We start from the raw sequence: 11,979 nt of genomic DNA on the forward strand, positions 1-11,979 counted from the left end.
GAGGACTCGCGCATGTGCACTTACCTGACCGAGAAGTTCGCCCTCGAAGGCAGCGGCAAAGGCGCCCGCGGCTGGTTCCGGCTGAGCGAGGGGACGGTGTACGTCGACCACCCGGTCCACGCGCCGTACGCGCACACGGTGAACATCGACTTCCGCAACCCGGAGCTGGGCGCTTCGGCCCGCGTCGCCCTGGAGCTTACCGAGGAAGACGCGCTGGCCCTGGCGGACGCGATCCACGCGGCGGTGAAATCGGCGCCCGCGGGGCTGGCTTCACGGAACCAGTGAGGTTCGACCTGTTGCGCTTGCGTTGCTGGCGGTAGAACGCCGCTACGCCGTTGTTTTTTGTCGAGTACTCCTGATCTTCCGGGATTCGGCTCGGCCGAGGGAATATCGCGGGCACGCACTCCCCTCGGCCGAGCTCGGAGCCGTGAGAAATCATCAAGCTGCCATCCGAAGCGGCCACGGCTTTCGTCAAAGACGCCTACCAAACGAAGTTCGATCTGTGACTCACGGCGTGTAGAGCGCGCCCAGGAATTCCAGCAGCAGCCGCTCCCGCAGTGGCGCCGGTGCCGTTGCGAGGAGTGCGTTGATCGGGGCCATCCGGTCCGGCAGGCCCGACTCGCCGCCGAGGCCCGCCGCCGACAGGAGGCCCGCGAACTGTTCCGACGTCAGCGTTGCCGGGTCGAGCGCGGCCACGAACTCCGCCACGGCGGCGTCGACGAGAACCGGGCCGACCGCGCGGGCCGCGGCCACCGAAGCCGCGAGGTCGGTCAGGAACTCCTTCTCGCTGCCGTGGTTCGCCGCCGTCACCGTGAGGTGCAGGTTCGCCGGCGACGACAGGTGAGCGAACTGCGGCTGGACGTACCAGCCGCGGGCCTTCATCTCGTCCGCCACCGTGAACAGGTCGAAGCCGTCGTCGCCGGTGAACGCGATCAGCGTCGACACCGGGTCGCCCAGGATCCGCAGGCCGTCGATGTCGGTGATCCCCTCGCGGATGCGCGAAACGGCGGTACGCGTCGAAGCCGCCAGCGAGAGGTAGCCCTCCGGACCGAGGTGGCGGACCACCGCCCACGCCGCCGCCAGCGGGCCGCCCGAACGCGTGCTCTGGATCGTCGTGTTCAGCATCGTGTAGCCGGGCCAGGACGCGCTCGCGAAGTAGTGCGAGCGCCGCAGTTCCGCGGAAGCGTGCAGCAGCACGGACGTGCCCTTCGGGCAGTACGCGTACTTGTGCAGGTCCACCGAGATGCTCGTGACGCCGGGGACGCGGAAGTCGAACGGCGGGACGTCCGCGCCGAGACGGGCGAAGTACGGCAGCACCCAGCCGCCGATGCACGCGTCGACGTGCATCCGGACGCCGCGCTCCAGAGCCGCCGCGGCGATCGGAACGATCGGGTCGAGGACGCCGTGCGCGTACGAAGGCGCGCTCGCCACCACCAGCACCGTCGAGTCGTCGATCGCCGCCGCCATCGCGGCCGGGTCCGCGCGGAACGTCTCCGGGTCGACCGGGACGTCGATCCGGCGCAGCCCGAACAGGTGCGCCGCCTTGTGGAACGCCGCGTGCGCGGTCGTCGGGATCACCAGAGACGGCGAAGCGATCTCAGGGTGGGCGTCGCGGGCCGCCAAAACCGCCAGCAAGCACGACTCCGTGCCGCCGGAAGTCACCGAACCGACCACGCCCGGAACGGCGCCGAGCAACGCGGCGGCCTCCGCGACGAGGTCGTTCTCCATCCGCAGCAGGCTCGGGAACGCCGTCGGGTCGAGGCCGTTGGCCGACGACGCCAGCGCGTGCGCGGCCGCACCGAGGGAGTCCACTTCGGACAGACCGCTGTCGTAGACGTAGGCGAGCGTCCGGCCGCCGTGCGTCGGCAGGTCGCCCGCGCGCAGCTCCCTCAGCGCCGCCAGGACGTCCTCAGGCGAGTTCATGGCGCGGCTCCAGGACCTTGCGCCGCAGCAGCGGCAGGGCCAGCGCGATCAGTACGCCCGGGATGATCGACGCGCCGACGAGGATCGCCACGATCGCGCTGTGCGGCTGGGCCGTCGTCGCGTCCGTGCTCGACACGTACCCGCCGAACGCCAGGATGAGCGCCCACAGACCGCCGCCGAAGGCCAGCCCGAGCGTCTCCCCCGCGGTCCACACGCCGGCCGCGATCCCCGCGCGGGTCTCGCCGGTGCGCTCCTCCTCGGCGGTGATCAGGTCGGGCAGGATCGCCAGCGGGAACACCGAAATCCCGGCGTACCCGACCCCGCAGAGCGCCACGAACACGAACGACACGACCAGCGGGATCGACTGCGCGAACACCAGGCCGAGCAGGCCGATCGCGAACGCCGCGGTGGCCAGGCGGAAGCCGTTGAGCTTGCCGACCCGGTCGCCCAGGCGCGGCCACAGCGGCATGGTGACCAGCGCCGGGCCGACGAAGATGACGAACAGGATCGTGCCGTAGCCCTCGCTGCCGAGGATGCGCTGGGCGAAGAACGGGATCGCGGCGAGCACCGTGCCGATGCCCAGCGCCTGGATGAAGTAGGTGCCGAGCAGCCAGCGGAACGGCCGCCAGCCGGCCAGCGTCCGCACGAGCTCCCTCAGGTTCACCGTGTTGGGCCGCAGCGAGCCGACCGGCGCGTCCTTGAGCCCGAAGTACACCAGCAGCGTCGCGGCCAGCACGATCAGCCCGATCACCACGGCCATCACGCGGTAGCCGGTGACCCCGCCGATGCCGGCGCTGATCGCGGGGGCGCCGCCGCCGCAGATCAGGATCGTCACGGCCAGCACGCCGATCCGGACGCTGGTGAGCTTCGTGCGTTCGGTCGCCGACTCGGTCAGCTCGGCCGGCAGCGCGTTGAACGGCACCTGGAACAGCGCGTACGCCGTGGCGCAGGCGGCGAAGGCGATCGCCACGTACAGCGCGTCCGGCAGCGGGCTCCCGAACCCGGGGTGGGCGAACATCGCGGCGAACAGGATCGCGACGCCGATGCCGCCGATCAGCAGGAAGCGCCGCCTGCTGCCGGTCTTGAGCAGGTCCGCGTCGGACAGCCGGCCGGCGATCGGGTTGAACAGCACGTCCCAGGCCTTGGGCACGAACACGATCGCCGCGGCCCAGCCCGCGGGCACGGCCATCGTGTCGGTCAGGTACTTGACCAGGACCAGGCCCGGGACCGTGCCGAAGGACCCCGTGACGAACGAGCCGAGCGAATAGCGGAACCTCGTCCGGCCGGACAGCGTCGCCATGGTCCTCCTCGCAGAGCGGATCCCGATGCTGCGATCAGTAGTGGATCTCGGCCCGCACCGGGTAGTGGTCGGAGGGAATCGTGCCACCGTCGTAATGCACCAGCTGTACCGGGCCGACCTCGGCGCGTCGCACCGAGCCGACGTAGTCCAGCGAATCGCGGTAGGTCGCCGGGACGGACTTCGCCGCGGCCGGGTTGGTCGCGGCGTCGAAGGTGTACTCCCCCGCGCCGGTGGTCCGCAGCGTGCCGCCGAGCGCCGCCTCGCCCTGCTCGGCCTGGGTGCGGCCGGCGGCGTCGCGGCGGCCCTGCCCCGCCCGGTACTCGATGTTGAGGTCGCCGGCGACCGCCACGGCGTCCCCGGCCGGGACGCGGGCTGCCGTCAGGTCGCGGAGTTCGCCGAGCTGAGCCATCCGGACGGCGTGCGCCTTGGGCAGCGTCTCGGGTCCTTCGTCGGCCTGCAGGTGGGTGCCCGCGAGCCAGAGCGCCTTGCCGTGCGCGAAGATCCGGACCAGCGCGGCACCCTTGTTCGCCAGGTGGTCCGCCGTGCCGGAGTAGGAGTTCCGGTAGACGAGCTGGTGCTTCTCGGTGATCGGGTACTTGCTGAGCACGGTGACCCCGCCGTTGACGACGAACGGCGAGTTCGAGCAGTTCCCGCTCACCGACGTCCAGCCCGGCGACGTCGAGCAGGACTGGCCGACCAGCGGCGTCTGGAACGGGTAGGCGTCCACGAGCCGGCCGCGCAGGTCCTCGGCTTGGGCGCTGAAGGCTTCTTCGAGCACGACGACGTCGGTGTCCTGGGCGCGGATCACGCCCTCCGCGGCCTGCGCCCGGGCTTCCTTGTCGGCTGTGTTCGGGTTGGCGATCCAGGGGAGCTGCCAGAGGTTGAAGCTGAGCACGCTCACGGCGGCGTCCGCGGCCTGGGCGGGTGCGGCGGTGAAAGCGGCGATGACGACGGCGGCGAGAATGGCGGTCCTGCGCACGCGGGGTCCTTTCAGGAGACGACGAAGGCGCGGGAGGTCCCGCTGAGCTGGGCGATGGCGCCGGTGAGCCCGTGTTTCCAGGCTCCGAAGTGGACCACCCGGTACTTGCCGACGGGGGTGTTCGCGGGGATGTCCCAGGTGACTTCGGCGCGGGACTCGCTCACGAAGGTCCGGGTCCAGCGGAACTTCGTGGCCCAGTCGCCGTCGTCGGCGTAGCGGACCCAGCGGCCGTCGACGTACTGCTGGACCTCCAGGAACGTGCCGTCGCGGCGCAGGTCGTTCTTCGGGTGGCCGGTCACGAACGCGACCGAGACCTGCTCGCCCCGCCGGTAGCTGCTCTTCGCGTCGGTCACGAGGTCGCCGAAGCTCTTGAGCAGGGGCGCGCTGTCGAAGACGACGCCGGGCTGGAAGTTGACGAGCTTGCCGCGCAGGTCACGCGGGACCGGCCCGTGCGGCACCCTCGCGCCGGTCTTCAGCGCGGCGGCGAGCTTCCCGAACTCCTGCTGGTACGCCGGGAGCGTGTAGCGGCCGAAGAGCGTCGACGCGCCTTCGTACTGCTGCGAGTCGTACTCCTCCGGCGTCGTCACGTACTGGCTGTAGGCGTTCGAGTAGCCCTGCATGAGGACGTTCTCGAGCGGCACGCCGAGCGTCGAAGCGACGGTCTTCCGGATCCGCAGCCCGGCGACGATCGTGTACTCGGCGGGTCCGGCGACCAGGTGAAGCTGCCCGATCCGGACGATCTGCAGCGGCAGCACCTCCGGCGCCCACGGGTACGGCTTCATCGCGCCGAACGGCACGGCGACGACCTTCGGCGCCTGCGCGTCGGCCAGCGCCCGCGGGATCGGCGCGTCGATGCCGCCGAGCCAGTCGATGAAGGGGTTCTTGACGCCTTCGGGCAGCGGCAGGCCGGGGCCGTCCTCGGTGCTGCCGGCGAGCATCGAAACGCCGATGGCGGCGGTGCAGGTGCGGTGCGGGCGGCCGTCCGGGGTGAACTCCGGGGCCACGTCGACGGCGGACATGTCCACGTAGGTCAGCCGGTGGTCGACGCCGCCGGTGATCTTCTCGTCCGCCGCGTCGAACGCGCGTTTCGCCGCCTGGAACTGGAGTTCGCCGATCCGGCGCGTGTTCTCGAACTCCGTCTCGGGCGTGCCGGGCCGGAGGTTCAGGTTCGGCGTCATGTCGCCGGAGTTGGTCTGCGCGAAGGCGGCGACGAACCCGGGCGGGCCGTCGAGGTAGCGGACGCCGGCGTGGTCGTGCTCCCACGCGTAGGCGGCGTAGCCCTTGTTGTCGCTGCTGATCAGGTGGTTGCCGTTGCTCATCGACGTGCCGTGGGTGGCGAACCAGGTGATCGCGCCGACGTCCCGGCCGCCCTGGCGGAACCGCAGCACGGTGACCGCGGGGTCGATCGAGAGCGGGAAGTGGCCCTTGTCCGGGTTGCGCTCGAAGGCGACCCGGGAGCGGTTGGCGCTGGCGTCGGTCAGCTCGGTGCGGCCGAGGGACAGCTCGCCGGGCTTGAGGTCGTCGTGGGCCCGGCCGATGGCGTCGACGATCCCGGCGACGACGGCGTCGTAGGTCTGCTGCTGGAAGCCGAGGATCGACAGGTCGTAAGCCGCGTAGTGCGAGTCGCCGCCGCAGGCCGAGTGGGTGTGGGTGGCGTTGAGCAGGACGTTCTGCTCGGTGTAGCGGTCGCCGTACTTCCTCGCGAGCTCCCGCAGGACGCCCTGGTGCACGGACTGGAACAGCGCGCCCAGCTCGGCGGTGACGAAGACGATCCGGTTCGCGCCGTCGTCGACGATGAACGCGCGGGCCCGGGTGCGCAGGTGGATGCCGGCGGTCTGCTGCTGCGGCATGGAGTAGCCCATCATGCCGTTCTCGGCGGCGGGCCCGGTGACGTCCCCGATCCCGACGCCGACCTGCAGCGCCGTGGCCGCTTCGGCCGCTCTCCCGCCGAGCGCGGCGGCGAACGGGAGCGCGGCAGCTCCGGCCAGGACGTGACGACGGCTCACCCGCATGCGGTCTCCCGACTAACGTGAACGACTTTCGCGTTAGTCGGGGACCGTACGTGAGCCCGGCGCACCGGGCAACCCGGCGAAAGTTCCGGCAAGCGCCGGCCCGGGCACCCTCATGACTTTTGGAGCCAGGGCTCCGGCGAAGTCAAGACGGCGTTCCCGCTCCGATGACAACGGCTCGCCAAGGTCGCGAACGCCGACGGCCCGCAAGGTCATGAACGGGTCGTTCACCTCGCCAGACGACATGAACGACCCGTTCATGACGACCCGCGACCCCGGGCAGACCGCGCAAGACTTGCCGGTGCCCTCCATGGCGTTCAGCCCAGCGCGCCGGCGATCTTCGCCAGAGTCGCCGCGTCCCCGCGCAGCAGCAGCTGCGTCACCACCGTCTCCTCCCACGCCTGCAGCTCGTCGCGGATCTTCGCCGGCGGGCCGATCAGCGACGTGTCCTCCACCAGCGACGTCGGGATCGCGGCCGTCGCCTCGTCCTTGCGGCCGGCCAGGTACAGCTCCTGCACCTTGTCCGCCACGTCCTCGTAGCCCAGCCGCGCGAAGACGTCGTGGTGGAAGTTCACGCTCTTCGCGCCCATCCCCCCGATGTACAGCGCCAGCGACGGCTTGATCCACGACGCCGCTTCCTCGACGTCGTCGTGCACGATCACCGGGATCGAGCACGGCACCTCGAACGTCTCCAGGGTGTGCCGCGCGCCCGGCCGCGCGAAGCCCTCTTCCAGGGCGGCGCGGTAGAAGGCGTCGCTCTTGGGCGAGAAGAACAACGGCAGCCAGCCGTCGCCGATCTCCGCCGCCAGCGCGACGTTCTTCGGGCCCTCCGCGGCCAGGTGGATCGGGATCTCCTTGCGCAGCGGGTGCACCGTCGGCTTCAACGCCTTGCCGAGGCCCGTCCCGCCCCGCAGCGGCAGCTGGAAGTGGGCGCCGTCCAGGGTCACCGGTGCCTCGCGCGCGATCACCTGCCGGACGATGTCCACGTACTCCCGGGTCCGCGCCAGCGGCTTGGGGTACGGCTGGCCGTACCAGCCCTCGACGACCTGCGGGCCGGACGCGCCGAGCCCGAGCACCATCCGGCCACCCGACAAGTGGTCGAGGGTCATCGCGCTCATCGCCGTGGCCGTCGGCGTGCGCGCGGCCATCTGCACGATGTTCGTGCCCAGGCGGATCCGGCTGGTCGAGGCGCCGTACCAGGCCAGCGGCGTGAACGCGTCCGAGCCGTACGCCTCCGCCGTCCACACCGAGTCGAAGCCGAGCTCCTCGGCCTTGAGCACGGCCTCCAGCGCGCCCGGGGTCGGGCCGCTGCCCCAGTACCCGACGTGGAATCCCAGCTTCACGAATGCCTCCTAGACGTTCGGCGCGTAGTGCTCGGGCTTGCCCCGCTCGGACAGCGGGGGCAGGTTCCTCCGTGGAGTCTCGACCACCGGCGCGCCCGGAGCCACCTCGCCGCGCACGCGCCGCCAGCCGGCCCGGGCCCGCGGGTGGTAGCGGCGGTCGTGCGGGACGAGCTTGAACACGGCGTTGATCAGCTTCCCGGCCCGCCGGTGCCGGCGCGCGTCGCGCTCGGACCAGCGCAGGCCGAGCAGGTCGCGGATCTCGCGGTCGTACAGCCCGGTGGTCAGCCACACGAAATTGCGCGCGATCAGTGCGCTCAGCGGCCGCCAGAGCGGGTCCGGCAGCCACGGCAGGAACGGCGGTTTCGCGATCCCGCGCAGGTCGAGGACGTCCCGCGTGGCCTTGTTGTCCTCCAGGACCTCGGCGCACATGTGCTTCCAGTAGCGCTGGAAGTCCTCCCAGCTCTCCGGCACCGGCCGCAGGGTCATGTCGTACATCCGCCACCACGTGACGTGCTCGTCGAACAGCCGCCGCTTCTCGGCCTCGCCGATCCCGCCCATGAAGTGGTCGGCGATGAGGATGGTGCTGACGAAGAACGTCGAGTGCGCCCAGTAGTAGGTGTCCGGGTCGAGGGCGTGGTAGCGGCGTCCCCGGGCGTCGACGCCCTTGATCCGGTCGTGGTAGCCGCGGACCTGCAGCGCGGTGGCGTGGGCGCGCGGGCCGTCGTAGACGACGCCGCCGATCGGGTAGAGCGACCGGAAGAGCCGCTGCCAGCGCTCCTCGAAGAACCGCGAGTGCTGCTCGACGCCGGCGCCGAGGCCCGGGTGCATGTTCTGCATCGACCCGGCCCAGAGGGCGATGAGCAGGCCGCGCCAGTCGCCGAAGTACTTCCACGTCAGCGAGTCGGGACCCAGTGGCTCCGTGACATCCGGGGCTCCGCCCCGGGCCGGGGGCTTCGCCACCCGGGCCCCCTCAAAGCGTTCCGGTGTCATCGGCACACTCCTCGTCGAGTCGAACTGACTACGGCTGTTGTCAGGCTAGGATCTGACAACACACGTAGTCAACCGAGGAGTGATCATGCCGGGCCGCACCTGGGCGGGCACGACGCTGGACGACCGGAAGGCGCAGCGGCGCGCGCAGCTCGTGGCCGCCGGTCTCGAGCTGCTGGGCACCGAGGGATCGGCCGCGACGAGCGTCCGCGCGGTGTGCCGGCACGCGAAGCTGACCGAGCGCTACTTCTACGAGAGCTTCGCCGACCGCGAAGAGCTGGTCGCGGCGGTGTACGAGCACGTCGGCGAGCAGGCGCGGCTGGCGCTCGTGGCCGCGGTGCGGGACGCGCCGAGCCCGGTCCTGCGGGCCGAGAACGCCGTGCGCGCGTTCGTCGAGCTGATCGTCGACGACCCGCGCCAGGGCCGCGTGCTGCTGCTCGCCCCGCTGACCGACCCCGCGCTGACCCGCCGGGGCCTGCACCTGCTGCCCGTCTTCGCCGCGCTCGTCGGGGAGCAGCTGTCCCACGGCGACGAGACCGAACGCCAGATGGTCGCCGTCGGGCTGGTCGGCGCGCTGAGCAACGTCTTCATCGCCTACCTCGACGGCTCGCTGAAGGTCTCGCGCGAGCGGCTCGTCGCCCACTGCATGAAACTCGTGCTCGGCGCCGACGACCACTGACCTCACCTCCGACCTGGTGACAGTCGCGCGGCTGATCGGGCACACTCAACCCATGCGTACCGCTGGGCGGAACGACGGCGCGAGCGGCGACGGCCTCGTCGCGGCCCGGCTCGCCGCGCTCCTGGAAGCCTTCCGGCCCGGCGACGAGACCCTCGGCGTCTCCGAACTGGCCCGCCGGACCGGGCTGGCGAAGACGACGGTGCACCGGCTCGTCGGGCACCTCACCGGCACCGGCCTCCTCGAGCGCGAGGACGGCGCGGTGCGGCTCGGGCTGCGGCTGTTCGAAATCGGCCAACTGGCCTCGCCCCGCCGGGGACTGGTCGAGGCGGCCCGCCCGTACCTCGCCGACCTGCGCGAGGCGACGCGCAACACCGTCCACCTCGCCATCCTCGAAGGCACCGAAGTCGTCTACCTCGACGTCCTGCGCGGCCCGGACGCGCCGACCCTGCCCTCGCGCATCGGCGGCCGGTTCCCCGCGCACGCGACCGGGGTCGGCAAGGCGATCCTCGCGTTTTCTCCGGAATCCGTGGTGAACCAGGTGATCGACGCCGGATTACCCCGGATGAGCCCGAAGACGATCACCGCGCCCGGCCTGCTCCGGCGTCAGCTCACGCGGATCCACGAGGACGGCATCGCGCTGGAGCGCGAGGAATCCGGCGTCGGCGTCGTGTGCGCGGCCAGCCCGCTGCTGGACGCGCACGGGGTCGCGGTCGCCGCCGTTTCGATTTCGGGGTGGGCCAACCGGATGCGGACCGAACGGGTCGCGCCCGCCGTCCGGACGGTCGCACTCGCGTTGACCCGGACACTCTCCGGATCCACTCGGGACAGTCGGAAATAATCTTGCGGGACAACGCTTTCTTCGTGTCTAGGCCGTCCGGCTGACGTAATCGTCCCGAGCTGGACCGGTGATCGGAAGCGGCTACGATCCGTCCAATGGCCCAGCACAGCCGGGGGACGACGGACCCGGGCCGCTCCCCCGCGACGCTTCCCGGACCGGCCGCCGCCGGTTCCTCCGCCGCGCACCGGTTGTTGTCGCTCGACATCGTGCTCGCGCTGCTGGCGCTGGCCGGCGGCCTGCGGGTGCTGTACCTCGCCGCGCCCGCACCGGCCCTGCCCGCCGAGGGCGCGAACATCGCGCACGCGTACGCGCTGGGGCACCTCACACCGTTCACCGACGCGGGCGGCGCCGGGGTGAGCCCGTTCGGGTGGTGGCAGCTCTCGGCCTACACGATGGTCACCGACGCCTTCGGGCGCTCGGCGACGGCGCTCGCGGCGGTCCGCGAAGCCGTGCTCATCGCCGCGGTGCTCGGCGCCCTGCTGCTGTGGTTCCTGGCGCGCCGGCTCGGCCTGACGCGGTGGGCGGCGGCGGCCGCGGTGGTGCTGCTCGCGGCGTCCCCGCTCGCGCTCGGCCTGCAGCGGCTGGTCGTCGTCGAGCACCTCGCGGCGGTCTGGGCGCTGGGCGCGCTGGTGCTCATCACCAAGCCCGGCGCCCGGATCCGGCACGACGCGCTGGCCGCGGTCTGCCTGCTCGCGGCCGTGCTCACTTCGCCGCTCGCGCTGGTCTTCCTCCCCGCGGCGGGCTGGCTGCTGGTGCGGCGCGCGCCCGTCCGCGCGGCGCTGGTGGCGGTGCTGCTCAACCTCGGGCTGGGCATCGCGTTCGGCCCGGCGGCCGCCGTCCTCCGGCCGCACCTCGCCGACGGCGGCCGTCCGGCCATCGTCGACTGGGTCGCCCTCGACCCGGCGTGGGCGGTGCTCTCGACCGTGGCGCTGGTGGCCGCGCTGGCCGTGACCGCGTTGCGGCCGTTCGCGGTGTCCGGCCTGCTCCTCGTCGCGACCCTGTTCGTGCCCGGCGTGCCGGACACCGGCGTGCTCGCGCTGCTGCTGCCGCTGACCCCGCTGCTGCTGGCCGCGGTCGTCCAAACCGCGTCGCGGCAACGCGCCCCGGCCCACCGCTGGAACCCCGGCCGCGGTCCCGGGACGGCGCTGGTGTCGCTCGTCCTGGTCGCCGTGGTCGCGGCCGGCTGGGTCTACGGCTACCCGGCCCTGCGGCCGACGACCGACCGCGGCGGGCCACTGGCCGAAGCCCAGCAGTGGTTGCGGGCCAACGCTTCCGGCGCCCGGGTGCTGGTCGACGACGGCGCCTGGGCGGAGCTCGCCAAGGCGGGCTGGCCGACCGGCCTGCTCGTCCCGCCCGCCGCGTGCGCGGCCGGCTGCCCGCCGGTCGAGTGGGCGGTCTTCGCGGACGGCACGACCGATCCCCGCGGCCGCTACCCCGCCCTCGGCATCACCCTGGCCGAAGCCGGCGTGACGGCGGTGTTCGGTGACGGCGACCGCGCGGTCACCGTCTCCCGCCTCGGCCTGCCCGCCGCCGACCCGGCCGCGCCGTCGGAGGAGTCCGCCCGCACCCACGCGGGCGAGGCACTGGCCGCGTCGACCCGGATCACCCTGCCCCCGGACGCCACCGCGGTCCTGCGCGAGGGCCACGTCGACCCGCGGCTGATCGCCACCCTGGCCGCGCTCGCCGCGATCCGGCCGGTCAGCGTGGGGGCGTTCCCCGCCGTCCCCGGCGAAGACCCCGCCGGCCAGCCGCGCCGCCGGGTCCTCCTGACGGCGGGCAAGGACGCCGTGGCGGCGTTCTACACCGGCCAGCGCGACCTGTTCCGCCCGTCCTCGGTCGCCGAGACCACCGACGGCGTGCTCGTCACGTACCCGCTGTTCGCACCCCCGGGGCTGCTGGTCCCGTTCTCCTCCCCCTGACG

Annotated in this window: 10 protein-coding genes; 4 read left to right on the forward strand and 6 right to left on the reverse strand. The window is 72.3% G+C overall.

What is annotated here, in order from left to right; genetic code table 11:
* Positions 1–12 precede the first annotated feature (12 nt).
* Positions 13–285 carry a DUF6295 family protein gene (locus ACLJQM_RS41285; RefSeq protein WP_247023152.1) on the forward strand — a complete coding sequence of 91 codons (273 nt, stop codon included), beginning with the start codon at positions 13–15 and terminating at the stop codon, positions 283–285.
* 222 nt (positions 286–507) lie between these two features.
* Here ACLJQM_RS41285 and ACLJQM_RS41290 read toward each other — a convergent pair whose 3' ends face one another.
* From ACLJQM_RS41290 to ACLJQM_RS41315, 6 genes are all read right to left on the reverse strand, one after another.
* Complete coding sequence (locus tag ACLJQM_RS41290) at positions 508–1,923, reverse strand: pyridoxal phosphate-dependent decarboxylase family protein (RefSeq protein ID WP_410635774.1); 1,416 nt, start codon at positions 1,921–1,923, stop codon at positions 508–510.
* A complete protein-coding gene (locus tag ACLJQM_RS41295; protein ID WP_410635776.1) occupies positions 1,910–3,223 on the reverse strand; it encodes an MFS transporter in 1,314 nt (437 codons plus the stop codon). Before ACLJQM_RS41295 ends, ACLJQM_RS41290 begins: the two co-directional genes overlap by 14 nt.
* Positions 3,224–3,257: 34 nt before the next feature.
* Positions 3,258–4,202, reverse strand: coding sequence for a sphingomyelin phosphodiesterase (locus ACLJQM_RS41300; RefSeq protein WP_410635777.1), 945 nt, complete (start codon positions 4,200–4,202; stop codon positions 3,258–3,260).
* Between the two features lie 11 nt (positions 4,203–4,213).
* On the reverse strand, positions 4,214–6,214 hold the full coding sequence (locus ACLJQM_RS41305) for a neutral/alkaline ceramidase (RefSeq protein WP_410635778.1): 2,001 nt from the start codon (positions 6,212–6,214) through the stop codon (positions 4,214–4,216).
* Between the two features lie 314 nt (positions 6,215–6,528).
* Positions 6,529–7,554: an LLM class F420-dependent oxidoreductase gene (locus tag ACLJQM_RS41310; protein WP_410635779.1), complete on the reverse strand. Its 1,026-nt coding sequence runs from the start codon at positions 7,552–7,554 to the stop codon at positions 6,529–6,531.
* A gap of 9 nt (positions 7,555–7,563) precedes the next feature.
* Positions 7,564–8,514 (reverse strand): oxygenase MpaB family protein, encoded by a 951-nt coding sequence (locus tag ACLJQM_RS41315; RefSeq protein ID WP_247023145.1) that lies wholly within the window; start codon positions 8,512–8,514, stop codon positions 7,564–7,566.
* Between the two features lie 115 nt (positions 8,515–8,629).
* Between ACLJQM_RS41315 and ACLJQM_RS41320 the strand changes: the two genes are divergently transcribed.
* The 3 genes from ACLJQM_RS41320 (at position 8,630) to ACLJQM_RS41330 (ending at position 11,977) form a co-directional block, all read left to right on the forward strand.
* Positions 8,630–9,220, forward strand: coding sequence for a TetR/AcrR family transcriptional regulator (locus ACLJQM_RS41320; protein ID WP_410635780.1), 591 nt, complete (start codon positions 8,630–8,632; stop codon positions 9,218–9,220).
* A gap of 52 nt (positions 9,221–9,272) precedes the next feature.
* On the forward strand, positions 9,273–10,058 hold the full coding sequence (locus ACLJQM_RS41325; protein WP_410635782.1) for an IclR family transcriptional regulator: 786 nt from the start codon (positions 9,273–9,275) through the stop codon (positions 10,056–10,058).
* A 95-nt stretch (positions 10,059–10,153) separates the two neighbouring features.
* Complete coding sequence (locus ACLJQM_RS41330; protein WP_360770934.1) at positions 10,154–11,977, forward strand: glycosyl transferase; 1,824 nt, start codon at positions 10,154–10,156, stop codon at positions 11,975–11,977.
* Positions 11,978–11,979 lie beyond the last annotated feature (2 nt).

This window comes from Amycolatopsis sp. cmx-4-83, assembly GCF_046548815.1.
GTDB classification, from domain to species: domain Bacteria; phylum Actinomycetota; class Actinomycetes; order Mycobacteriales; family Pseudonocardiaceae; genus Amycolatopsis; species Amycolatopsis pretoriensis_A.